This window comes from Vibrio sp. 10N.261.51.F12, from assembly GCF_041471725.1.
In the GTDB taxonomy this organism is placed as follows: Bacteria; Pseudomonadota; Gammaproteobacteria; order Enterobacterales; family Vibrionaceae; genus Vibrio.
This window is the reverse complement of sequence record NZ_JBFROV010000001.1, coordinates 90,886-115,916: the sequence shown is the minus strand read 5'-3', so window position 1 is coordinate 115,916 and position 25,031 is coordinate 90,886. Positions and strand designations below refer to the sequence as shown.

Below are 25,031 nucleotides of genomic sequence, written 5' to 3'. Positions count from 1 at the left end.
AACTTATGAATAAATACATTGCATTAATATGCAGCACCGATGATTAAATAAAACGAACTCAACCCCGTTTCAACTCGTCCATACGAGAGCATGATCGGCCCTAGTGGAGAATCTATACCCGCAAAAATTGAGCCCGCCATGAACAACGGCGCATCCGAAACATTGATATCCCCGTTCCAAACACCACCATATTCGGCAGATGCTCCTAGGTAGACTGGGGATTTAAACATACCAAAGTCATTATCGAACCATCGATAGCGATATACCATACTGCCGTATATCTTATTATCTCCAATTAAACTGTTTCGCGGAATACCAGAGAAATTTAAGAAACCACCTAACTCTCTGGGGTTCACAGGCAAAGTGGCGTTTTCAGTTTCTATCACCGCATAATCTAATGACCCAACAAAAGTATTGCGGCCAAATGTATGGGCATATTTCGTTTCAGCGTTAATTTCATACGAGGTATCTGAGAAATCAAGCGGAGCTTCATTGATATTTTGATTACCATTATCATGAGACAATAGGTACTCTAGATTGATGTACCACCCTTTGGTCGGCAGACTATAGTCATCTAAACTGTCTAGCTTATAGCTGACAAACATGCCTTTACGATCGAAATCAAATCTCCCCGCAGAAGGTGCTGGTGACACATAAGATTCGCCAGTCGTAAATCGCCCGCCAATTCTAAACTCTTGCCACAACGTCGGGGCATACCCTATCGCTAATTCACCTTCCCATTCTTGATAGGTCACTGGCACGTAGTCGGCCCCTCCCTCTAAAGCAGGGTCAACACAGCCCGTTCCCGTGCTGTTAGGGGTACAAAGGACATTACGCTTTTCATTGGCGTAGTAGATACCCGCCAATAAGAAAAAGTCTTGATTGGTAATAAACGGAGAATATAACTCCGCCTCCACACGCTTATCGGTACCAAAGTCAGCATTGACGCGCAGCTCAGCCCCTCGATCATTCAAGTCGGTAAAGTTAGTGGTCACCCCAATGGAATAAAAGCTGTTGGCACTGAAGTCTTCTTCAAGATAAAAACGGAAATCCATATAGTTTGGACCCCATGATTTTTCTTTAACATCCACAACAAGATCGGTTTCTTCATCAGTATCTTGATATTCGTAGGTAATAAGCTCAAAGCGGTCTAGTGCATAAAGATTCTCAATTTTTTGCTCAATATCATCCGTTTGCAGCATTTCTCCCGATTTTAGGTCAAGGTTGTTCTTTAATAATTTATCGCTGTAATGCGTGTTGTTATTGATAACAACCTTGTCTACGATCGTTTCATCACCATAGCGAAGTTCACGACGAACATCTTGTTTCTCGTCTATATAGGTTTGGAACTGTGCGGAAGTCACCGATAAAGGCTTGAGCTGCTCAACAGCCTGATAAGCGGCATCATAACCCGCTTGATACGCCTGCGGCATACTCGAAAAATCCGTGGTGCCGATTTGCCCAACATCAGGATGCATGTAAACATCGCCTTCTTGCAGCGACTGCATCTGTTCTTCTGTACTACGGCGAACCAAATAGTTTGAAAGCTGTTCACCGACACTGAAGAAACTACTGAAATCCTCGCGGGTTTTGTAATCACTGCTGATATCCACCGCAATAATAATGTCCGCCCCCATCTCTTTTGCAAGGTCAACGGGCATATTATTCGTCACGCCACCATCCACCAGCAAATAATCACCAAGCTCATACGGAGGCAGTGCACCGGGTACTGACATGCTTGCCATCATGGCGTCAACCAAATACCCTTTATCAATAACAACGGGTTCTAGTTTAAGGATATCAGTGGCAACTGAGCGATAGGGAATAGCCAATTCATCAAAAGAGTCAAACTCAGGCAGGTTGCCCGATGTTTTACGTAAAATACGCAACATATTCTGACCTTGAACGACCCCTTTAGGCGCTTCTATAGACCCAAAGTGCAGTCCGATATCAGTACGAATTTGGTAACGATCCTCCGCTTCCTTATCCCGAATTCGACGCTGACTACGGTTGACTCGATCAACGTAACCATTGTACCAATCAACAGTATGGATAAAGCTTTCGATTTCGTCAGCGCTCATGCCTGTGGCATATAACCCACCAACGTAAGCCCCCATGCTCGTCCCAGTCACAATATCAACGGGGATATTCATTTCTTCGAGTGCTTTCAACACACCAATATGTGCCGCACCTTTCGCGCCGCCACCTGCAAGTACAAGACCAATTTTAGGTCGCGTTCGTTGGGCTTGGGTACTCTTTACTACGTCATTTTTCGCTGCATTGTTATGGGTAGAATTGATATCGATTGAGCGATGACTCAACGCTGCTTTTTTTGCTGTATCTTGCGATTTTGTATTCGCTTGGGCATCGTTATTTTGTGCGTACAACGCGCTACTGCTCGACGCTATAACCGCTGCCATTAACCATCTCGTTAGGCGTTTCACATTCATCCTTAAAGCGCTCTTATTTTGATTACTCTAATATATCAGCATTTTACATCATAGCTATAGCCAAGCTGCTAATCGAATGATGACTTGCCACTCCAAAAGCAACTTGATCTCTACCTTGTTGTTAATTAAACCTAGTCAACATTACCAATCAAAAAGGTTCTTTATCCACTGTTTGGGTTGATTGTCACATGATGCCTTGAGTTTTCCTGACTCATCCCACATTGGTAGCTGGAAATCACTACCACAATCTAGCTGCAGAGCGCCACCTGTCGTCTTATTGAAACCAATCATACTGATATTTTTGGGCCACGGCAGAATCAATTTTTCAGGCACTCGGGCTGATAAGTAGTCTGAATAGACACGAAGTGCACCACTTGAACCGGTTAATTTGGTCGATTTATTGTCATCTCGCCCAACCCAAATTGTTGTCACTTCTCGCCCATCTACTCCCACAAACCAGCTATCACGAGTATCGTTACTGGTCCCTGTTTTGCCCGCTAATGCTGACGATGCAAACTTGCTATTTAGGTATCGTCCAGTGCCTTCTTCTACCCCTTTTTTCATCGCATACGTCGTCAACCAAGCAGCTTGTTGAGGCACTTTTTGTGTCGCTTTCGGCAGTGAGCGATACAACACCTCACCATCAACAGTGACCACTGAGCGTAAAGCGGATAAGTTCGCCTGACGACCTGAGTTTGACAGCGTTTGGTACATCTGTGCGACCTGATAAGGTGTTAGAGATAGAGCCCCAAGAAACATAGAAGGCACGGGCCTAATCTCACTCGCGTCTACCCCCAAACGAACCAAGGTATCGGAAACATTTTTGATGCCCAATGACATACCTAAACGAACGGTAGGAACGTTCAATGACTTCGCTAATGCTTCGTACAAAGGCACATCACCACGGAACTTTCTGTCGTAGTTTCTTGGTTGCCAAAGGTTGCCTTTACTGCCTTTTAAGGTGAGCGGAGCATCGTCCAATGTGGTCGCTAGGTCAAAGGTTTCTGGACGTTCTAGCGCCGTTAAATAGACAGCAGGCTTAACCAGAGAACCGATAGGGCGACTGGCATTTAAGGCGCGGTTAAATCCGCTATACCCTGTTCGCTTGCCTCCCACCATAGCGCGTATTTCACCCGTATTTCGATCCACAGCAATCGCTGCGGCCTCTAAACCCTTGCCTGATGTTTTCTCGAGTTGAGGTAACCGTGTGGCAATGGCTTTTTCAAGCTTATCTTGCGATACCGGATCAAGAGAGGTGTATATACGAACCCCTGCATCCCCTTTAATTCCACTGCCCAGTTTCTGGCTCATTTCACGCTTGAGCTGCTGAAAGTAGGCCGGCTGACGGCTGGCAATCTGTGGATTTTTTTGCAAATCCAGCTCGCGATTTGCGGCCATTTCAAATTCCCGCCCTGTCAGCAGATTTTGATCCATCATCAACCTCAATACAAGATCACGTCGTTGCTTGGCACGCTCAGGGTGACGAATAGGGTTGTAATAAGAAGGGCCTTTGACCATGCCCACCAGCAACGCTAATTGATCGATACGTAGCTCTTGTAATGGTTGACCAAAATACAATCGAGCGGCTAGACCGAAACCATGTATCGCTTCCCCTCGGCTCTGCCCTAGATAGACCTCATTGAGATAGGCCTCTAAGATCTGATCCTTGCTGTATCGATAATCTAAGATCAGTGCAATGTAGACTTCTCTGAGTTTCCGCCACAAGGTTCGCTCACTGGTCAAAAATAAATTTTTAGCCAATTGCTGCGTGAGTGTACTCCCGCCCTGAACGGTGCGTCCTGCACGAATATTGGCGAAAAAGGCACGGGCAATGGCTGTTGGAGAGATACCATCATGTTGATAAAAATCGCGGTCTTCTGTCGCCAACAAGGCATCGATCATAATTTCAGGAAACTGATCGCGTCGTAGAAAAAGTCGCTGCTCATCGGCATTTTTTTCAAGCATACCCAGCATTTTCGGTTCTATCCGCAAAAAGCCTAGATTGCCTTTCTTCTCTAGAGATTGAATCCGAACCAGTTGATTACCCTCAAAATACAGCATCACATGGCGATCAGGCTCGGGTCCATCAGCAAACTCAAACGGACGTCGAATTAGCTCCAGTTTTGTTGAAGATGACGAATACTCTCCGGGATGGCGCGGCTGATTAACCTTCCGATACCCCAGCACATCCAGTTCATTACGCAACTGCTGAATCGTGATGGTGTCGCCTGAGGATAAATTGAGAACTCGAGCATAAACCACGGTAGGCAAATCAAATAGCTGCCCTTCAAAACGCTCTTTCACGACTTGATCGAGATAAAACCCTACCGCAGCAACCGCGACACTGCCAACTAGCGCCAGTTTCCAGCCAATAGAAAACAAGCGTTTTCCTAGTGACGCACCGCCTTTCTTTTTCGTCGGTCGACGCTTCTTCGGGGCAGTCTTCGCCTTTGGTTTGGCGGCCGGTTTAGTGGTTTTTCTTGTTGTCGGTTTCTTTCCTGTCGCCGCCAACTTTTTAACTTCCATCATGAATTCAACTGTCTTTTAGTTTTGTGCGTAGCTTGATGATTAATTGGGTCATCAGGCCATGGGTGTTTGGGATAACGTCCTTTCATTTCTTTTTGGACATCTTTGTATGAGCCTTGCCAAAAGGCGGCAAGGTCTTGAGTGATCTGCAATGGCCGCTGTGCAGGCGAAAGCAGCTCAAGTACGATTGCTTGGCGACCATTTGCGATCATTGGTGAAGTACTTTCACCAAACATTTCTTGAAGCTTGACCGACAACATAGGAGCCTGACCAACTTGATAACGTATTTTTTTCTGAGCACCGCTCGGAACCGTCAGGTGAGTGGGCAACTCATGATTTAAGACTTGAAGCGCATTCCAACCGAGATAGGTCTCCAACACCGGCAGTAAGTTAAGCGCTTTGAGTCCTTTCATCGTTGTGATGCCAGGCATAAACGGTAACAACCATGCTTCAAGGTTCTGCAATAATATCTCTTGTGACATTGCAGGCCATGTTGGTACATCAAGCCAGTCACGAGCGCATTCTACGCGAGTCACATATTCCGTCACCTGCTTATTCCAGTTCAACACGGATAAACCTTTGCGGCGAACATGATGCAACAACGCACCACTGATATCAGCGTCACTGGGGATAGGCACAGATTTTTGTGTCAACACTATCGCACCAATTCGTTGAACCTCACTGGCCACTAACCGCCCTCGCTTATCATCCCATTCAACCACATGTTTTTCTTCAATCAACTGTGGCGCAAAACGTTCAATAATCGGCTTATCGACACTCACCGCTTTAAAGATCTGACTGCTTCCCCGGCCAGTATTCAAGACATCCAATACCACGAGGTAATCCTCTGCAGCCAACTTATCGCTATCATCAATCTGCGCACCGTGGCCGTTCGCTAATAAAAACTGCCCAGCATTGTCCGCTCGCTTCACGGCAACTCTATCGGGATAGCCAAGCGCTGCAATCACCCCAAATAGTGATTCATTGCTCTCATTCAAGGTAAATCGATACTTTAGGCGCTGAGCTATCGACTTAGCTCTCAGGGTTAAAGCAGAAGCCCGAGAGTGCTTTCCTGTTTGCCAACGGTGTAATGCATAACGAAGGTCGATATGCCCTCGCTCAGGTTCTTCAAATAAGCAGCACAACGCAATGGCTGTTGTCAGTGCTTCGCGCCCCAACTGCTGGGCTTGCAACAACATACTCGCAAGGCGAGGCTCTACTCCCAACAGATAAGCCTGTTGCCCTAATGGTGTCAGTTGCGACTGTTCATCAACTAGCCGTAGGTTTTTCAACAGCATTTTGGCTTGTTCAATATGCGCGGGTTTCGGCGAATCAAGCCAGTGCAACGCATCGGCGTCATGGCATCCCCATTTAAGGAGTTCCAGCATCAGCTGACTCAAATCGCTCCGCAATATTTCAGGCACACTCTGCGCTGGTTGCTGATTGAACTGGCTTTCGCTGTAGATCCGAATACAGACACCGGGTTCAATTCGTCCTGCACGCCCAGTTCTTTGAATGGCCGAAGATTGTGCGATACGACCCTGCTCCAATTTCGACACGCCAGTTTTAAGGTCAAAAGAGGCCTGATTCTCCAAACCGGAATCAACCACGATTCGGATGCCTTCGATCGTCAATGAGGTTTCCGCGATATTAGTGGCCAATACGACTTTTCTATTGCCATTCGTCGCAGGTTGAATCGCATGCTGCTGCGCCTTAAAGTCTAACTGACCATAAAGTGGACAAATGTCATAGCCGTTTCGCGATTGTGTCAAAAGTTCTTCGGTGCGTTTGATCGCCCCCACGCCTGGAAGGAATGCCAACAGCGAGCCACTATGCTGTGACATCGCAGACAGTATTATCCTGCTCATAACTTGCGGTAAATTATCGTTCGCTCCAAGTTGATGATAGGTGACGTCAACTGGATAAGAGCGCCCCTGGGACTCTATATATCGGGCATGTGGTAAAACACGCTGCAAGTCATTAGCATCTAATGTCGCCGACATCACAATCAATGTTAGGTCGTCACGTAACGCCTCTTGAACGTCTAAAGTAAACGCGAGGGCGGTATCGGCATGCAGGTTTCTTTCATGAAATTCATCAAAAATAATGGCACCAATACCACTGAGCTCAGGGTCATCTTGTAACATCCGAGTGAGCACGCCTTCCGTGACAATTTCTAACCGAGTGTGAGGGCTCACCTTGCTTTCCCCTCTCACTCGATACCCCACCGACTCTCCGACAGCCTCCCCCATTTGTTGAGCCAAGTACATGGCTATATTTCTCGCCGCGATGCGTCGTGGTTCCAACATAATCACTTTACCAGTGATAGATTGCTGCTTTAACAACTGCAACGGAAAGTGCGTCGACTTACCGGCACCTGTTGCAGCCTTCAAAATCACTTGATTCGAGCATTGAATCGCTTCAAATAGTTCGGGTAACACATCTTCAATCGGTAGCTGTGACAACGGAAAAGCCTTGTGCTGTAATATGAGGCCTCATTCTAATAAAAAATGGCCACGAAATGCACTTTGATCCTCCATTAGAGTCGGGAAAGCTCATAAAACGCTATAAACGCTTCCTAGCCGATATCGTTAATTCAGAAGGCAATGAGATCACTATCCATTGTGCGAATACAGGCGCAATGACTGGCTGTGCAGTTCCCGGTTCTAAGGTGTGGTACTCGACGTCAGATAACCTCAAGAGAAAATACCCAAATAGCTGGGAGCTGACACAAACTAGCATGGGCCATATGATCTGCGTAAATACGGCAAGAGCGAACACCTTGGCGGTCGAGGCCATCAAAAATAATGTCATTGAAGAGTTAAAAGGTTACGAAACATTGCGAACCGAAGTGAAATATGGGCAAGAAAACAGCAGAATCGACATTTTGTTGCAAGACAGTGAGCAAGTCGATTGCTACATTGAAGTAAAGAGTGTCACACTGCTTGACGAGCAAAGCTCTGGGCAAGGGTTCTTTCCTGATGCCCAAACCACTAGGGGTCAAAAGCACCTAAGAGAATTGACCGAAATGGTACAATCTGGAAGCAGAGCCGTATTATTATTCGCTATTTTGCATTCAGGTATTGAAAAAGTCTCTGCCGCACTCCATATAGATGCGAAATATTCACAATTACTTAAGCAAGCAAGGAAAGCTGGGGTTGAAGTACTTTGTTATAAGGCGTCATTTTCAAACAATGAAATCACGCTCTTATCGCGAGTCAATTACGTTTAAAAGTGATGACACGTTCACAATGATAAGAACTTTAACAAACATCGTTTGCCACAGGCATTTCTTTTTGCTATAGATACCCGCCTTAAAATTAGCTGTTTACTCAGTTGACTAGGTTTAAGTAGGAGATGCTGTATGCCAGAATCAAAGAAAAAAGCGCTAGGCATCCTAGCCATTGCAGGGGTTGATCCTTATCAGGAAAAAGCCGGTGAAGAGTACATGTCACCCGCTCAAATGGATCATTTTAGTAAAATATTAGGCGCTTGGCGCAACCAACTTAGGGAAGAAGTTGATCGTACTGTGCACCATATGCAAGACGAAGCAGCCAATTTCCCTGATCCGGTTGACCGTGCCTCTCAAGAGGAAGAGTTCAGTTTAGAGTTGCGTAACCGCGACCGTGAACGCCGCTTGATCAAGAAGATCGAAAAAACACTGAACAAGATTGAAGAAGATGACTTTGGCTTCTGTGAATCCTGTGGTGTTGAAATCGGTATTCGTCGCTTAGAAGCCCGTCCTACTGCCGATTTATGTATCGACTGTAAGACACTTGCTGAGATCAAAGAACGACAAATGCAAGGCTAACATAGCGATAAAAGGGGAGCAGTCGCTCCCTTTTTTGATCGCTCACACCCCACTATTCAGTCGGTGCTCATATCACTCGCTCTTTATTGCTATTAAGCAAACTCTTTGCTTCCAATACACTCTCTTTTTGTCGAGAGCCAATAGCTTTATCATCCCCACTATTAGCCAACACGAAATGAGTCAACGCTATGTATATAGGTCGATTTGCTCCCTCTCCATCGGGGCCCCTGCACTTTGGTTCTCTTGTAGCCGCTCTTGGTAGTTATTTTCAAGCAAAAGCTAAATCTGGAAAATGGCTCGTTCGAATTGAAGATATTGATCCTCCACGTGAAGTGGACGGTGCAGCAGCGCTTATCCTAAAAACACTCGATGCTTACCATCTGCACTGGGATGACGATGTGCTATACCAAAGCTCGCGACTTGAGGCTTACCAACAACAAATCAACGATTGGTTGTCGTCCGGTGACGCCTACCTTTGCGAGTGTACTCGAAGACAAATAAAAGACAGCGGTGGTTTTTACCAAGGCACGTGTCGTCACAAAAACCTGTTACCTTCAGAAAACCAAGCTGTAAGACTTACGCTTCAACACCCTGTGGCATCATTTGACGACCAACGTTATGGTGCGCTCACAATTCCGACAGGCTTGATACATGAAGATTTTATCATTAAACGTCGTGATGGACTGTTTGCTTATAATTTGGCCGTCGTCTTGGATGATATCTACCAAGGTGTCACTGAGGTGGTCAGAGGCGCAGACTTGATTGAGCCGACCGGCCGACAGATTAGCTTGTATAAAACACTAGGGGCAAGCAGCATCGACTATCTACACTTACCCCTTGCTATTGATGAGAGCGGCAATAAACTATCCAAACAAAACCATGCTGCGGGCATAAATTTGGCCAATCCAACCCCGACATTAATCCAGGCCATGCGGTTTCTGGGTTTTGTCCTCGATGACCATATGACAAGCGCTACGCCACAAGAACTCCTAAATTGGGGGGTCAAAAATTGGCACCTTGGACAGCTGCCCGACGCGCTCAAGATCAAACCGCCATTCTCAAATGATGCACTCTAGGCTATCATAAGCGGCAAAATTCAAGAGACAAGACCGAAACGTGACGAATTTACCGTCATTTTCTCTCACCTAAACTGCGTTAAGATTATGAATAAAACAGAAAATTCCAAAAATGTTCACGAGGTTTACGGTGACATTGCACTGCATGTCTATTCTCGCGAAGAACACAGTATCTCGCGTAAAAAAATCAGTGACAATGCACTGAAAGTTCTTTATCGACTGCACAACGCTGGCTATGAAGCCTACCTTGTGGGGGGTGGTGTACGTGATATCTTGTTAGGCGAACAACCAAAAGACTTTGATATCGCCACTAATGCGACGCCAGAACAAATCAAAACCTTATTTAGGAACTGCCGTTTAATCGGCCGTCGCTTCAGACTCGCCCACATTATGTTTGGCAGAGATATCATCGAAGTTGCAACATTCCGTGGTCACCACCAAGAAGAAGAGAAAAACGTTTCTCAACAAAGTAAAGACGGCATGCTACTTCGCGACAACGTCTATGGTAGCGTTGATGAAGATGCAGAGCGTCGCGACTTTTCTATCAATGCGATGTATTACAACATCGGCGATTACTCAATTCACGATTACGCTGGTGGCATAGAAGACCTAGAAGACCGACTCATTCGTCTTATTGGTGAGCCAGAAGTCCGCTACCGTGAAGATCCCGTTCGCATGTTACGCGCTGCACGCTTTGCCGCTAAACTCGACTTTGACATTGAAGAAGACACCGCTGCGCCAATCGAAGATCTTGCCCCGCTGCTAAGAGATATTCCTTCAGCCAGATTGTATGAAGAATCACTCAAACTGCTGCAAGCCGGTTGCGGACTGGAAACGTATCACTTGATGCGAGAATACAATCTATTCCAACAACTGTTTCCGATCATTGCACCACATTTAACTGAAGACTACGGCTCAAAAACTGAACAGATGCTCGACCTAGTATTAGATGCAACCGATCAACGCATCGAAGAAGGTAAACGAGTAAACCCAGCCTTCATGTTTGCCGCCATGCTTTGGTACCCAATGATGGAGCACGCTGTTCAGCTTATGGCGAATCAAAATCTTTCCGATTATGATGCCGTCATGGAAGCCAGCAACATCATCCTCGACGAACAAGTAAAAGCCACCGCCATTCCAAGGCGTCATACCGCTACGGTCCGAGAGATATGGCAACTGCAGCTTCGTCTACCTCGTCGCACTGGCAAGCGGGCTTACCGTTTAACTGAGCTTAATAAGTTCCGTGCCGGTTATGACTTTTTAGAAATGCGTGGCGAAATCGAGGGCGGTGAAGTCGCCGAGTTAGCCAAATGGTGGCAGACTTTCCAATCAGCTGGACGCAACATGCGTCAAGCCATGGTGAATGATCTTGGTGGCTCGTCAGCGAAGTCTGGCAACCGCCGTCGCCGTACACCAAAAAATAAAAAGAGCTCGAGCAGTCAATGATCACTTGTTATATTGCGATCGGCAGTAACCTGTCCGATCCGGTCACGCAAGCCAATGATGCTATCGAAGCGCTTAAAGCGCTTCCTAACAGTCAATTGATCAGCTGCTCGTCACTTTATAGTAGCACCCCTATGGGGCCTGCCAATCAACCGGATTACATTAATGCGGTGGCAAAAATACACACCCAATTAACGCCTCTTGAACTACTTGATTGCACCCAACGCATAGAGTTAGAGCAAGGGCGTGTCCGTAAAGATGAACGATGGGGGCCAAGAACGCTTGACCTTGATCTGCTTCTTTATGGCAATGAGGTTATTGATTCCGAGCGTTTAATCGTCCCGCATTACGGAATGAAAGAAAGAGAATTTGTTCTCTATCCGCTCGCAGAAATCGAACCTAATTTACAACTCCCTGATGGGACTGAGCTCGCAAGGTTACTCACCATAGTAGACCGTAATGGGCTGAGCGTTTGGCAACAATAGTCAACGCCCAAATAAGGATAAAAAATGAAAAAAATCACCATTAATGACCTGATTAAGTGGAAACAAGAAGGTCGTAAATTTGCTTCATCGACAGCGTACGATGCCAGTTTTTCTGGATTATTAGAAAGCCAAAATATGCCGGTCTTATTGGTTGGCGACTCTTTAGGAATGGTGCTTCAAGGCCAAACCGACACATTACCAGTCACCGTTGAAGACATCGCTTACCACACTCGCAGTGTTCGTGCTGGCAGCCCAAACAGTCTATTGATGGCTGATATGCCTTTCATGAGTTATGCCACACCAGAACAGGCGTGTGAAAATGCAGCCCACCTTATGCGCGCTGGCGCTAACATGGTTAAGCTTGAAGGGGGCGATTGGTTAGTTGACACCGTCCGCACCCTCACCGAGCGTGCCGTTCCGGTTTGTGCGCATCTAGGCCTGACACCTCAGAGTGTGAATATCTTTGGTGGTTATAAAGTCCAGGGCCGTGACACTCAAAAAGCGGACCAAATGGTGCGCGACGCAATAGCACTCCAAGACGCCGGCGCACAAATTGTTTTATTGGAATGTGTCCCCAAGGCTCTTGCGGCACGCATTACTGAAGCCTTAGAAGTGCCAGTTATAGGTATCGGTGCAGGTAATAGTACCGATGGTCAAATTCTAGTGATGCACGATATGTTCGGTATTTCCGCGAATTATATGCCTAAGTTCTCTAAAGACTTCTTAGCGGAAACCGGTGATATTCGCCAAGCTGTTGCTAAGTACATTGCTGATGTGGAAAGCGGCGCTTTCCCTGATGAAGCTCATACGATTGCCTAGGGGGAATCATGCAGACTTTTGCTGATATCGCAGAGTTAAGAGAACAAATCCATCTATTTAAACGTGAACAGCGCCGTATTGCGTTTGTTCCAACGATGGGGAACCTTCATGAAGGTCATCTGACTCTCGTCCGTAAGGCTCGTGAACACGCCGATATCGTGGTAGCCAGTATTTTCGTTAATCCTATGCAGTTTGAGCGTGCCGATGATCTCAATAATTATCCTCGAACCCTTGAGGATGATTTGAGTAAATTGACCGCTGAAGGGGTTGATTTAGTCTTTACGCCAACACCAGAAATCATGTACCCACAAGGTTTAGATAAGCAAACCTTCGTGGATGTACCGGGTATTTCAAGCATGTTGGAAGGCGCATCTCGTCCGGGTCACTTCCGCGGTGTATCAACGATCGTCGCTAAGTTGTTTAACATCGTTCAGCCCAACGTTGCATGCTTCGGTGAAAAAGATTATCAGCAATTGGCTCTGATTCGTCAGATGGTGAGCGATCTAGCGATGGACATCGAGATTATTGGCGTCCCAACGGTTCGTGAACTGGATGGATTAGCCATGAGTTCTCGTAACGGCTATTTGACGATGGATGAACGTCAGCGCGCCCCTGTGTTAGCGAAGACGATGCGCTGGATAAGCAGTGTTATACGTGGTGGAAGGCATGATTACGCCTCTATCATTGAGGATGCTAACGACCAATTGCGTGCCGCCGATCTTCAACCTGATGAATTGTTTATTCGCGACGCAGTGACCTTACAGGCCATTAATGAAGAATCAACTCAAGCGGTCATTTTGATGTCAGCTTACCTAGGTCAAGCACGCTTGATTGATAATCACGTTCTAGACCTCGCATTGCCATCTCAAGAAGCTGAAACACAACCCGCGTCTTAAGTTGTCGCTCATGCCTATAAAAAAACGCTCACCACTGTGAGCGTTTTTTTAGTTTATAAGCACCAGACAAAGTAAAAGCTAAGTACTTACTTTTTAGCAATGGTGCAACGTTTATACCTTGAACAATCTAATTTTCGAATCCAGTTCTGATGCATTACTTTCCATCATTTCTGACGTTTCTAAGAGCTCAGTAACCACCACGACAGAGGCTTCAACCAACTCTCTGACATTGGTTAGATTCTGGTTCATCTCTTCGGCTACGCTGCTTTGTTGTCCTGCAGCCGTTGCAATTTGAAAGTTCATGTCGTTAATTTGATTCACTTGGCTGACAATACCATCCAACTCGCTGCCCGCATTGGTCACAAGCTCAACGCCATCGGCGGCCTCTACAACACTTTTTTCCATCAATTCAACCGCTGAGTTTGCGCTCGATTGGAGGTGAGAAATCATCTCTTGTATCTCAACGGTTGCTTGTTGAGTACGTTGTGCAAGGTTACGGACTTCATCAGCAACCACAGCAAACCCTCGCCCTGCCTCACCTGCTCGTGCAGCCTCTATAGCTGCGTTAAGCGCAAGAAGGTTAGTTTGCTCTGAAATGCCTTGGATAGTACCAACCACACTGCCTATGGACTCGACACGCTCTTCTACTTGATTCACAGCAGCGGCAGACGCTGAGATATCCTGTGACAGCTCACTCATCTTTGTCACGGTGCCTTGCACAAATCGCTGACCGGTTTCCGCTTGACCCGATGCTTGCTCGGTTAACTGAGAGGCATTTTGCGCATGATCCGCAACCGTCTGCACGGTTGAAGTCATCTCACTCATCGCCGTCGCAAGCTGATCAATTTCTTGAAACTCTTCTTGTGATGACTCTTTTGTTTCCGACATGCTCAACGTCATGACTTCCGTTAGTGATGACAGCTCCTGAGAGGTCGTTACTTGCGTTTTGATGACATCTTGAAGCTGGACGCGAGTGCGTTCCAGTTCACGAGCAACATCACCGTATTCATCCTTACAATCCATCACGATAGGAACGGTAAGATCTTTATCCGCCATACACTTGATAGCTTGATTAAGATAACTCGTTTGTTTCAGCATCGTTTTCGCAGCAAACAGAAGAATCGCGACAAACAAAACAATCATAATAGCGGTTTGCCATACCACTTGAACGAGATAAGCTTCGTAATGCTGCTGAGCAACGTTGGCATTTTGGGTTGCGGCAAGAAGAGAGTCATAAAAAGTACTCGCATCCCAAAGCTGTTTTCCGACCAAAAGTATTGTGCTAAAGATCATTAACATCAACATCTTCGGAACAAGTCGAACATCGGTGATGAGTCGTTCCCAAGGCTTAAATGCCAGTGTTGTCATTATCCGTTCTCCATTATTTATTATATAGTTAGAGGGTTACCTCTAAGCATTACCGCCAACTTAACTTAATCTTATGTTTTGCTTTCATCTGGAACGAAGCACAAGAGATAAGACTATTTAATTCGAGCCTCGTATGAAAGCAAATGATAACAAAACTGAAACTAAGCCATTGAGTCTATTATCACTTTTTTTATCATTCATGGCGTTAATTGTGATATCACTCTTGCTTTTTGCCCCCATCAGCTCAGCTACTCGCTCTATCCTTATCGGCCTAGACTTTATAATCTGTAGTTTGTTTATGCTGCAACTTAGCGTAGATCTGATCCGCTCCACAGATCGAGTGCAGTTTATGAAAACGCATTGGATCGACTTTATTGCCAGTATTCCACTGATTGAACCACTTCGGTTTGCGCGGGTATTTCATATATTTAGAGTGATCTTGGTGATTCGTTCAGGTGAGACGATACTTAAGCAATTAGCGCGCAACCGACATGAAACGACTTTAGTCTCCATTTTATTAATCCTGACACTCCTCATCAGCGCAGGGGCGACACTGATGCTCTGGGCCGAAAGCTCTGATCCACACGCCAACATTAATCATATCGGCGATGCTGTTTGGTGGGCGTTCGTAACGGTATCAACTGTGGGGTATGGTGATCACTATCCTGTGACTGCATTAGGCAAGGTTCTCGCTGCGGGCATTATTATTTGTGGCGTGGGGTTGTTTGGTATGACTTCCGGTCTCATCACGTCTTTGCTATCGTCTCCAAGCTCCTTAGACGAACGTCGCTCTAAACATGCCGAAATACAGCTGCAAAAACTATTGAACCAGCAAGAGTTAATACTACATCGAATTGCAAAAATTGAAGAAGATTTAGATAAGCATTCAAAGTAAAAGAGAGGCTTAAGCCTCTCTTTTCAAATCATTATGACTGCCAGTACGGTTCTACTTCCATACTAATTTGCCTTGTTTGCTCCATGGCATGCAAGATTGAACTTTCTTGACGCCTAAGCCAGCGTTTAAGCTGTTCTTTCTCGTCACCTTCGAGTCTTTCTATTTGACTCTCTAGCAACTCGAGCATCAGCAAATCATCTATCCCTTGCAGCAAATCAGCCCAAGGTAGCCTGAAGCTATTTCGCTCTTCTACATCAAACAAAATGGCAAACCCAAGACCTGAATACAGATTTCTCATTAAGCGATATTGTTGTTCAAGGTAATCTTGACGCGTCAGCACTTTTTCAACAGGGAATGCCTCTATTAGCTCAGCCCAAGTTCGTGACAGCTGATTAGTGGCAAATTCCTTAATCGGTTGTTGCATTTTATTTCGTGCTTTGTCATCCAAAAATGGCTGCCAACCACGCGACAGAATCCAGCGGCTTAAATCAAGCAAGAGTCCAGCATAACGAGCAGAGTGGATGAGTGTTAAGATTTCTTCTCTGTCAGGTAGTTCTTGCTGCTGTGCTTTCAGCTCAGAGACCAAGAACTTACGTGCATCGAGCTTTCTAAGCACATGACCTTTATCGTCAAGCAAATCTTCTAGATGTTCATGATGTTTTAACCATGTCAGTTCTTCTTCAAGCCATTTCAGCTCTTGACGGACAATAGCACTTGCTCGACGCGGAACGATACCGCCATAAACCGTTAGAATCTGGCGAATAAAACTAATCGAGTGGCTGATTTCATGCAGGGCCTCTATCGACTCCTGCTCGGTATAGATTTGCTCGTGATAATGCCAATGCTCTAGAGCGTGCTCTAATGAGTTAATAAAGCAACTTTCAACGCTATCAGACTCTACGGTATCCACAAGGGCCAATGGCTTAACGGCATCGCCCTCATAGCCTTGCGCTAAGCGGTAACCACGCGCGGCTTTACTTAGGTTTCCAAGTCGAATGCCACCCGACTTGCAAAATTCGCGCGCTAACGTGAACAATGCATCGGTTTGACCCGATTTCAACTCTAGCTCAACCTCGCAAATAGGATAACTATGTTCGCCAGAAGACACCGAGCCTTGATCAAACGCCACCTCAACCTGACTGCCATCTGGCATACCAATAAGCCATTGCTCACGAGTAAAGTCCGTAGAGAAAATGGCAGTGAGCTCAGATTGCAGCATATCGACACTCTTACCTTGCGGGTAGATATCAAGAGGGTGCAATGTGAGTTCTGGTTGGTTTGAGGTGTGCTCCGCATTAAATTCTGGACGTTGATGCAGCCCCGCGACCACTCGACCTGCCGTTTTCACAGTCTGTACAAAGACATCATCAAAACGGCGAATTCGTAAGCCGATATCATGTTGGCGCAACCAGTTATCAGGCGTGTCGAAGTAAATGTTTCCTAACTCGCGACAACTGTGCTGAAGTACTTTTGTTTCTGAGATTTTATTTCGCAAAGTTTCTGAAAAATCAGGAGAAACAAAAAACTTCAGTTCTATCTCGGTTTCCATAGTTATACCTTTAGAGGACACTCTCAACAGGATATGGTCAATTCCCAAAATCGGCAAGTGACAAATATCACCGAAATCATGATCTAAAACAGTTTAAATCAGAGTTTTAATGGGTTACCATGCGCGCCTTTATAGCCATCGCTCAACATTTCACCATGATATGGTGTATGTTTATTTCAGGTTATATTTTTTAGGTTAAACAACCATGCCAGTGAATACAATTATGGGGTTATTTGCAAAGTCCCCTATTAAACCTTTGCAGCGCCACGTTGTGTGCGTAACAGAGTGTTGCTCACATCTTGTCAATTTCTTTGAGACTAGTTTTCAAGGCGATTGGGAGAAAGCAGCCGAGATCCGTGCGCAGATTTCTCATCTAGAGAAGGAAGCGGACGTATTGAAGCGTGAGATTCGCTTAAAGCTTCCTCGCGGATTGTTTTTGCCAGTAGATCGTAGCGATATGCTAGAACTGCTTACACAGCAAGACAAACTCGCGAACCTTTCTAAAGACATTGCAGGTCGTGTTTACGGTCGACAACTTGTCATCCCAACACCAATGCAAGACAACTTTATTGCTTATGTAAAACGCTGTCTCGATGCCGCCAATCAAGCTCAAAAAGTAATTACTGAGCTCGACGAACTGCTTGAAACAGGCTTTAAAGGCCGTGAAGTGACGCTTGTAGCCGAAATGATTCATCAACTCGATATCATTGAAGATGATACTGATGCGATGCAGATTCAGCTTCGTCAGCAACTGATGGCGATTGAACATGAGAACAACCCAATTGATATCATGTTCCTTTATAAGATTCTTGAATGGATCGGTGGCATTGCAGATCAAGCTCAGCGCGTAGGTGCTCGTCTTGAACTTATGCTTTCTCGATCTTAAATCATACGTTAACTAAGTAACAAAGAGCTAAATTGATATTAGGCGCTAAATGCAATGCTTAAGTATTGCGCGTGCCTTAAAACTGCTCCGCTTGTTATGAAACAAAACTAGGTATTACAATGGATATTCTTGCGAACCACGGCACTATCCTAATTATTGTTGCGGCATTATTCGGTTTCCTAATGGCTATCGGTATTGGTGCAAATGATGTTGCCAATGCAATGGGTACTTCTGTTGGCTCTAAAGCTTTAACAGTTAAGCAAGCTATCATCATTGCGATGATCTTCGAATTTGCCGGTGCGTATCTCGCTGGCGGTGAAGTAACCGATACGATCCGTAAAGGGGTTATCGACACATCACTTTTTGCCCACCAACCTGATGTTCTGGTTTACGGTATGATGTCAGCACTTCTTGCTGCTGGTACGTGGCTATTGCTAGCGTCATACATGGGTTGGCCGGTATCCACTACGCACTCCATTATTGGTGCCATCATTGGTTTTGCTTGTGTCTCTGTAGGAACAGAAGCCGTAGATTGGGCATCAGTAAAAGGTATTGTAGGCAGCTGGGTGGTGACCCCCGTCATCTCGGGTTTCTTTGCCTATGTCATCTTCGTCAGTGCACAGCGACTGATATTCGATACTGAAAAGCCATTATTCAATGCCAAACGTTTTGTTCCTGTGTACATGTTCATTACGACGATGGTTATCGCGCTCGTTACGATTAAGAAGGGTCTTAAGCACGTTGGCTTGCACCTTTCAAATGGTGAAGCATGGTTTTGGGCGGCAGCCGTCTCAGCATTAGTCATGGTCTCTGGTTATCTTTACATTCAACGTAAATTCGCTGGGCGCGAAGAAGACCACGGTTTCAGTGGTGTTGAAGGCATCTTCAGTGTGTTAATGGTAATCACAGCATGTGCGATGGCATTTGCTCACGGCTCTAATGATGTTGCTAACGCTATTGGTCCTCTTTCAGCGGTCGTTTCCACTGTTGAGCACATGGGTGAAATCACAACGAAAAGCACTATCGCATGGTGGATTCTTCCTCTAGGCGGGTTCGGTATTGTTGTTGGTCTTGCGACGATGGGTCACAAGGTTATGGCTACCGTTGGTACCGGTATTACCGAGCTGACACCAAGCCGAGGCTTCGCAGCACAGCTTGCAACGGCATGTACTGTTGTATTAGCTTCTGGTACAGGTCTACCTATCTCAACCACGCAAACGCTTGTTGGTGCGGTATTAGGGGTAGGTTTCGCACGTGGTATCGGCGCACTTAACCTTGGTGTTGTCCGTAACATCGTGGCATCGTGGATTGTGACACTTCCAGCGGGTGCATTACTAGCTGTTGTATTCTTCTACGGTATCCAAGCGTCATTTGCAGGCTAAGCCTTGTAAATCATTAAGTCAGGGAGATGTGAACCTCACGTCATAATTGACTCAAATGCAAATAAAGGGAGGCTTAGCCTCCCTTCTTAGTTGCACCATGTACAGAAAATTCATACTATTTGCCCATTCTTAAAAGTTTACAATTTGAGTGTGTCAGCGTAAGACTATAGTCGTCGCACACTATCATTAATCCCCATTGAAAGACTTAAGGGACTTATCGTGAAAAAACTGATCTGCATGATCTTAGTATCAATGTTTGTAGTACCAGCCGCTTTGGCTCAAGAACGTTATATTGCCGACAAATTATTTACTTATATTCACTCAGGACCGAGTAATGAATATCGTATCGTGGGCAGTATCAACGCAGGTGACAAGGTTCAACTGTTGTCGACCAACCGTGCTTCCGGCTTTTCTCAAGTCCTAGATGCACGTGGCCGCAAAGGCTGGGTAGAAACGAAGTTTGTCACCAATCAAGAAAGCATGGCGGTACGCCTACCGCGTCTTGAGAAAGAGCTCGCTCAGGTTAAAAGCCAACTCGCCAGTGCTCGTGAAACAGCCGATAGCGAGCAAGAAGGGCTAGCAAGCTCACTTGCTGCTAGAAACACACAAATTGCCGAGCTTGAGCAAAACCACTCAGATATCAGTAATCAGCTGAATGTTTCTCAAACTGAGATTCGTGAATTGAGAGCAAAGCTAGACACACAAAAAGAAGACCTGCTGCTTAAATACTTTATGTATGGTGGTGGCGTTGCAGGTATTGGTCTGCTACTAGGCTTAATCCTTCCACATATTATGCCACGTCGTCGTAAAAGCCCTAATGGCTGGAAGTAACCTCTTCAATTAAAAAAACCGCCTTACGGCGGTTTTTTTATTTCAGCTCAATGAGCTGACCTAATTTTCTCTAGTCAAAGGACTAGTCATCGTTAAAATTAAACAATGATTCCATGTTAAGACCTTGCTTGATTAAGATGTCTCTCAATCGACGTAGCCCTTCTACCTGAATTTGACGAACACGTTCTCGAGTAAGACTGATCTCTCTTCCCACTTCTTCTAAGGTCGATGGCTCATAGCCAAGCAGCCCAAAACGTCTTGCCAGTACTTCTTTTTGTTTAGGGTTTAGTTCATCAAGCCAGTGAATCAAAGACGCTTTTATATCGTCGTCTTGAGTCGAAAACTCAGGATCAGAGTGCATTGAGTCAGGGATAATATCCAGTAACGCTTTTTCACCATCGCCACCAATTGGTGTATCAACGGAACTAATGCGTTCATTAAGGCGCAGCATCTTGGATACGTCACTGACGGGCTTATCTAACTGATGAGCGATCTCTTCAGCGGTAGGCTCATGATCGAGCTTTTGAGACAACTCTCGAGCAGTACGCAAGTAAATGTTCAGTTCTTTGACGACATGGATAGGTAAACGAATGGTGCGAGTTTGATTCATCAAGGCACGTTCAATCGTTTGACGAATCCACCATGTGGCATAGGTTGAGAATCTAAATCCGCGCTCAGGATCAAACTTTTCAACCGCTCGAATTAAGCCAAGGTTACCTTCTTCAATAAGGTCAAGTAGTGCCAAGCCACGATTACTGTAACGACGAGAAATTTTAACCACCAATCGAAGGTTACTCTCAATCATACGTTTACGTGCTGCCTCGTCACCTTTGAGTGCGCGTCGTGCGTAGAGCACTTCTTCTTCTGCGGTTAGGAGTGGAGAGAAGCCAATCTCGCCTAAATACAACTGTGTTGCATCGAGACTTTTGGAAGAGGCGTCAAATTGTTCTTTATCTTCCTTTTCAACTTTCGTTTTTTTAGTCCGTGTATTTCCAACCACTGCCATTTCATTCTCAGTGTTGAATTTTTCATTTTTAGTTACTGCATTGCTGATTCCCATAGTGCCTCCCCCTGGCGAGCTAGCAAAACATGACTACTCAACTATGTCGCTAACCTATCCTGATCAAATCAATTAATGTGCAAATAGCTTTTTGTACGAGAATAACGTTGTACGAAAACACTTTTTCCTAAAAACTTTGACTTCAAAAGCCATGCTCCCAAAACCATTACTCTACCGCTAAGGTAAATAGCGCTTTGGATTCACGGATTTACCTTGATAACGAATTTCAAAATGCAGCCTTACACTGTTAGAACCTGAGCTACCCATGGTAGCGATCTTTTGCCCAGACTTAACACTTTGTCCTTCCGATACCAATAACCGATCGTTATGAGCATAAGCACTGAGGTAACTGTCATTATGTTTGACGATAACAAGATTACCGTATCCTCTAAGTGCGTTGCCCGAATACACGACGGTTCCTCCTGCAGTGGCAACAATTGCTTGTCCTCTTTGACCCGCAATGTCGATACCTTTATTTCCTTGGTCCCCTACAGAGAAGTTCTTTATCACTCGACCCTTGGTTGGCCAAACCCAGCTTGATACTTTAGCCGCTGGCGGTTTTTTAGGTTTACTCGCTACCGTGGTTTGTTTTGCCGTATTGGGTTTTGTGTTATTAACATTTTGTTTACCTTTAGATTCACCATACTCTTTTGGCTTAGATTGTTCAACCTTCTTGTTGGTGGTTTTTTGCGCGCTGTTATTCGTTGAACTCGCAGGCTTTTTCGTTGTTGCTTTCGCAGGCTCAGGCTTAGGGGATGCAGACGCTGCCGCTACTGTTGTTGCAGCAGCGGCCTCGCCAGAACCTGAACCGGCGTAAGACGGTGGTGCGTATACACTGCGCCATAAATTGAGGCGGTCACCAGGGTGAATCGTATAGGGAGATTTTAAGTTATTTAATCGAATCAATTCCTTAACATCCTTGTTGGTGACGTAAGAAATGAAATATAGCGTGTCGCCTTTTTGCACCTCGTAAAAACTGCCTCTATAACTCCCTCTAGAGACACTTTCGTACTTTCCTCCCAGATCTGAGACAGGTGCACGCGAGTGTCCGGTGCACCCAATTAGCACACCAGATAAGGATAAAATCCAAATACCTCGTCTCAAAACACTTTGCATTTACGCGAGTTCACCTGCAATCAAAGGAACAAACCTTACTAATTCAACTACTTCTGTTATAAAACTATCACCTTTACGGGTAATTTTTAATAACTGTTGTTCATTCTCTCCGACTGGGATCACGAGTCGTCCCCCTTCGGTAAGCTGTAAAAGGAGTGCATCTGGGACTGACGCCGCCGCTGCAGTCACAATAATGGCGTCAAACGGGCCCTTGGCTTGCCACCCTTGCCATCCATCACCATGTTTAGTTGATACGTTATAAATATCGAGTCGCTTGAGTCGTCTCTTGGCTTCCCATTGCAACGCTTTAATTCTCTCAACCGAACACACGTGCTCCACCAGCTGCGCTAAGACCGCCGTTTGATAGCCCGAGCCCGTACCAATCTCTAGCACTTTTGTTGCTCGTGTTAGGTTCAGTAATTCGGTCATCTTAGCCACAATATAAGGCTGAGAAATGGTTTGTCCGCTACCAATGGGCAGTGCATTATTGTCGTACGCTTGATGAATCATTGCTTGGGAAACAAATTGCTCTCTTGGTATCTGAAGAATAGCCAGCAGCACGTTCTCGTCACAAATACCATGTCCCTTTAAGAATTCAACTAATCTCGCTGCTTGCGGATTCATTGATTAATGTCTCCCTACTATCCACTTTTTCATTGCACCCAAGGCTTCGTGGGCAGTCAGATCAACCTGTAAAGGCGTCACGGATATCGCGCCATGTTCTACAGCATGAAAGTCTGTGCCATCGCCGGCATCTTGCTCTTTACCCGGAGGTCCAAGCCAATATATATCATGCCCTCTTGGATCCTTTTGCTTAATCATGTTTTCAGCATGATGCCGAGCCCCAAGGCGAGTCACTCGGATATCGACAAGTTCAGCCAACTCGCGATCTGGGATGTTAATGTTCAATAATCGATTGGTCGGAACGGCCTGGTTGAAATGACGCTCTACAAACTGCTTAGCGATTAAAGCGGCAGCCTCAAAGTTATTACGCCCAACCAAGCTGAAAGCTATCGCCTGAACACCAAGAAAGTGCCCTTCCATCGCGGCTGCAACTGTACCCGAATACAGCACATCATCACCAAGGTTGGCACCATGATTGATCCCTGATAGTACAAGATCCGGCATCTCATCACGCATTAGCTCATTAAGCGCAAAGTGAACACAATCGGTAGGTGTCCCTTGTACCGAAAAAACATTAGGCTCTATCTCGTTCACCCGCAACGGTTGCTCCAAGGTCAACGAATTCGATGCACCAGAGCGATTTCGGTCTGGCGCAACAATGACAATATCAGCCATGTCTTGCAAGACGCGGGCGAGCGTGCGAATGCCTTCAGCATGGACACCATCATCATTGCTTATCAGTATTTTGGGTTTGGTTACTATTGTCTTCGTCATATTAATTAGAATTGTCTTTCTACTTCTTCTAGTACTGCAATTTCTCGTAAGATTGAGGTCGCAAAACTGCCCGAATCTAAGAAGAAACTCAGTCGCAGTGCGTTTTCTTCTACGTCCATTTTTAAATGTTCAGGCATCAAGGTGATGTTACGGCGGTCATGTCGCATCCTATTGCCACGAATGAGCAACATCAAATCGGCTTCATTATCGAGATGATGCTGCTCTAATGCCAACGCATCACCTTGCGTAGGAAGAGCATTATCACCTGCCAATGCCGCCGTAATAGCTGAGCGCATCACAATGGCATCATCGTGGTTAACTTCAGTCACCAACAGGGGTTGTCCATCAACCCTCACGACATCGCCAACCAACACTTGATCATAGCACTGCTGTTCAATGCGGTCAGACACGATATGGTTAAAAATCCAAGAGCGAGCAGCAGACAAATACATGCTTCGTTTGCTTTGGTTGCGGGTACGTACGTTTTCTCGACCCCAGCGTCGAGCTTCCGCCACATTATTACCCTCATGTCCAAAGCGCTGCGGGCCAAAATAGTTAGGCACACCATTATTAATAATCGCCGCAACTCTGGCTTGCGCGGCTTCTATATCAGAAACATCGGTCAATCTAATTTCAAAGTCATTGCCTGCAAGATCGCCAGGGCGCAGTTTTTTGTTATGCCAAGTTGTATCGACAATTTCAATACTTGGATAAGTAGACAGAAACTCAGTAAAGTCCGGCACGTTTTTCTTCGGCAGGTGAATGCTCAGCCATTGCTCCGTCACTGCGTGGCGATCCTTAAGGCCCGCCCAACCGATATCCTTCGATTTAACGCCACACACCCGAGCCAGCTCGTTGGCAACAAAACTGGTATTTTCACCATTTTTTCGAATACGTAGCATTAAGTGCTCGCCTTCTCCGGCAAGCGCGTAGCCCAGCACTTCTTTCACTACAAAATCTTCGTTGCAAGCTTTGAATTTCGCATCGCTGGTTGGTTTACCGTGTTGAAACGCCAAACCGTCTATATTTATTGTCATTAC

General features: G+C 45.7%; 21 protein-coding genes. 11 read left to right on the top strand and 10 right to left on the bottom strand.

Annotated elements, in window-relative coordinates; all coding sequences use genetic code 11:
• Nucleotides 1-23: 23 nt before the first annotated feature.
• The 3 genes from AB4405_RS00545 to hrpB all read right to left on the bottom strand — a co-directional run bounded on the left by AB4405_RS00545 (nucleotide 24) and on the right by hrpB (nucleotide 7,441).
• Nucleotides 24-2,420, bottom strand: a complete 2,397-nt coding sequence (locus AB4405_RS00545) for a patatin-like phospholipase family protein (protein WP_372059207.1) — start codon at nucleotides 2,418-2,420, stop codon at nucleotides 24-26.
• Between the two features lie 171 nt (nucleotides 2,421-2,591).
• On the bottom strand, nucleotides 2,592-4,979 hold the full coding sequence (gene mrcB, locus AB4405_RS00540) for a penicillin-binding protein 1B (RefSeq protein ID WP_372059206.1): 2,388 nt from the start codon (nucleotides 4,977-4,979) through the stop codon (nucleotides 2,592-2,594).
• Nucleotides 4,976-7,441: an ATP-dependent helicase HrpB gene (gene hrpB, locus AB4405_RS00535; RefSeq protein WP_372059205.1), complete on the bottom strand. Its 2,466-nt coding sequence runs from the start codon at nucleotides 7,439-7,441 to the stop codon at nucleotides 4,976-4,978. Before hrpB ends, mrcB begins: the two co-directional genes overlap by 4 nt.
• A gap of 56 nt (nucleotides 7,442-7,497) precedes the next feature.
• Here hrpB and sfsA point away from each other — a divergent pair, with 56 nt between their 5' ends.
• The 7 genes from sfsA (at nucleotide 7,498) to panC (ending at nucleotide 13,506) form a co-directional block, all read left to right on the top strand.
• Nucleotides 7,498-8,208: a DNA/RNA nuclease SfsA gene (sfsA, locus tag AB4405_RS00530; RefSeq protein ID WP_372059204.1), complete on the top strand. Its 711-nt coding sequence runs from the start codon at nucleotides 7,498-7,500 to the stop codon at nucleotides 8,206-8,208.
• Between the two features lie 132 nt (nucleotides 8,209-8,340).
• Nucleotides 8,341-8,787, top strand: a complete 447-nt coding sequence (gene dksA, locus AB4405_RS00525) for an RNA polymerase-binding protein DksA (protein ID WP_102468311.1) — start codon at nucleotides 8,341-8,343, stop codon at nucleotides 8,785-8,787.
• 188 nt (nucleotides 8,788-8,975) lie between these two features.
• A complete protein-coding gene (gene gluQRS / locus AB4405_RS00520; RefSeq protein WP_372059202.1) occupies nucleotides 8,976-9,863 on the top strand; it encodes a tRNA glutamyl-Q(34) synthetase GluQRS in 888 nt (295 codons plus the stop codon).
• Between the two features lie 87 nt (nucleotides 9,864-9,950).
• Nucleotides 9,951-11,309, top strand: a complete 1,359-nt coding sequence (gene pcnB / locus AB4405_RS00515) for a polynucleotide adenylyltransferase PcnB (protein ID WP_102468309.1) — start codon at nucleotides 9,951-9,953, stop codon at nucleotides 11,307-11,309.
• Nucleotides 11,306-11,791 (top strand): 2-amino-4-hydroxy-6-hydroxymethyldihydropteridine diphosphokinase, encoded by a 486-nt coding sequence (gene folK, locus AB4405_RS00510; protein WP_372059201.1) that lies wholly within the window; start codon nucleotides 11,306-11,308, stop codon nucleotides 11,789-11,791. The genes pcnB and folK overlap by 4 nt, the downstream gene beginning before the upstream one ends.
• A 24-nt stretch (nucleotides 11,792-11,815) precedes the next feature.
• Nucleotides 11,816-12,610, top strand: coding sequence for a 3-methyl-2-oxobutanoate hydroxymethyltransferase (gene panB, locus AB4405_RS00505; protein ID WP_372059200.1), 795 nt, complete (start codon nucleotides 11,816-11,818; stop codon nucleotides 12,608-12,610).
• An 8-nt stretch (nucleotides 12,611-12,618) separates the two neighbouring features.
• Nucleotides 12,619-13,506: a pantoate--beta-alanine ligase gene (gene panC, locus AB4405_RS00500; RefSeq protein WP_372059199.1), complete on the top strand. Its 888-nt coding sequence runs from the start codon at nucleotides 12,619-12,621 to the stop codon at nucleotides 13,504-13,506.
• A gap of 111 nt (nucleotides 13,507-13,617) precedes the next feature.
• On the opposite strand, the gene AB4405_RS00495 is transcribed toward panC, so the two are convergent.
• Nucleotides 13,618-14,874, bottom strand: coding sequence for a methyl-accepting chemotaxis protein (locus tag AB4405_RS00495; RefSeq protein ID WP_372059198.1), 1,257 nt, complete (start codon nucleotides 14,872-14,874; stop codon nucleotides 13,618-13,620).
• Nucleotides 14,875-15,007: 133 nt separating this feature from the next.
• Here AB4405_RS00495 and AB4405_RS00490 point away from each other — a divergent pair, with 133 nt between their 5' ends.
• Nucleotides 15,008-15,769 carry a potassium channel family protein gene (locus tag AB4405_RS00490; protein ID WP_372059197.1) on the top strand — a complete coding sequence of 254 codons (762 nt, stop codon included), beginning with the start codon at nucleotides 15,008-15,010 and terminating at the stop codon, nucleotides 15,767-15,769.
• Between the two features lie 31 nt (nucleotides 15,770-15,800).
• Here AB4405_RS00490 and AB4405_RS00485 read toward each other — a convergent pair whose 3' ends face one another.
• The gene (locus AB4405_RS00485; protein WP_372059196.1) at nucleotides 15,801-17,318 is read right to left on the bottom strand and encodes a CYTH domain-containing protein; all 1,518 of its coding nucleotides are present in this window, start codon (nucleotides 17,316-17,318) and stop codon (nucleotides 15,801-15,803) included.
• A 205-nt stretch (nucleotides 17,319-17,523) separates the two neighbouring features.
• On the opposite strand from AB4405_RS00485, the gene AB4405_RS00480 reads away from it, so the two are divergent.
• The 3 genes from AB4405_RS00480 to AB4405_RS00470 all read left to right on the top strand — a co-directional run bounded on the left by AB4405_RS00480 (nucleotide 17,524) and on the right by AB4405_RS00470 (nucleotide 20,417).
• Nucleotides 17,524-18,204 (top strand): TIGR00153 family protein, encoded by a 681-nt coding sequence (locus AB4405_RS00480; protein WP_102468302.1) that lies wholly within the window; start codon nucleotides 17,524-17,526, stop codon nucleotides 18,202-18,204.
• A gap of 119 nt (nucleotides 18,205-18,323) precedes the next feature.
• Nucleotides 18,324-19,586, top strand: coding sequence for an inorganic phosphate transporter (locus AB4405_RS00475; protein WP_102468301.1), 1,263 nt, complete (start codon nucleotides 18,324-18,326; stop codon nucleotides 19,584-19,586).
• Nucleotides 19,587-19,805: 219 nt separating this feature from the next.
• Nucleotides 19,806-20,417: a TIGR04211 family SH3 domain-containing protein gene (locus AB4405_RS00470; protein WP_102468300.1), complete on the top strand. Its 612-nt coding sequence runs from the start codon at nucleotides 19,806-19,808 to the stop codon at nucleotides 20,415-20,417.
• 82 nt (nucleotides 20,418-20,499) lie between these two features.
• Here the strand turns inward: AB4405_RS00470 and rpoS are convergent, their stop codons facing one another.
• The 5 genes from rpoS to truD form a co-directional block, all read right to left on the bottom strand.
• Nucleotides 20,500-21,477 carry an RNA polymerase sigma factor RpoS gene (gene rpoS, locus AB4405_RS00465; RefSeq protein ID WP_102468299.1) on the bottom strand — a complete coding sequence of 326 codons (978 nt, stop codon included), beginning with the start codon at nucleotides 21,475-21,477 and terminating at the stop codon, nucleotides 20,500-20,502.
• Nucleotides 21,478-21,654: 177 nt separating this feature from the next.
• Nucleotides 21,655-22,593 (bottom strand): peptidoglycan DD-metalloendopeptidase family protein, encoded by a 939-nt coding sequence (locus tag AB4405_RS00460; RefSeq protein ID WP_372059195.1) that lies wholly within the window; start codon nucleotides 22,591-22,593, stop codon nucleotides 21,655-21,657.
• Nucleotides 22,594-23,217: a protein-L-isoaspartate(D-aspartate) O-methyltransferase gene (locus AB4405_RS00455; protein WP_102468297.1), complete on the bottom strand. Its 624-nt coding sequence runs from the start codon at nucleotides 23,215-23,217 to the stop codon at nucleotides 22,594-22,596.
• 3 nt (nucleotides 23,218-23,220) lie between these two features.
• On the bottom strand, nucleotides 23,221-23,991 hold the full coding sequence (gene surE, locus AB4405_RS00450) for a 5'/3'-nucleotidase SurE (RefSeq protein WP_372059194.1): 771 nt from the start codon (nucleotides 23,989-23,991) through the stop codon (nucleotides 23,221-23,223).
• A 5-nt stretch (nucleotides 23,992-23,996) separates the two neighbouring features.
• Entirely contained in the window at nucleotides 23,997-25,028 is a 1,032-nt protein-coding gene (gene truD, locus AB4405_RS00445; protein ID WP_372059193.1) for a tRNA pseudouridine(13) synthase TruD, read from the bottom strand.
• Nucleotides 25,029-25,031: the final 3 nt, after the last annotated feature.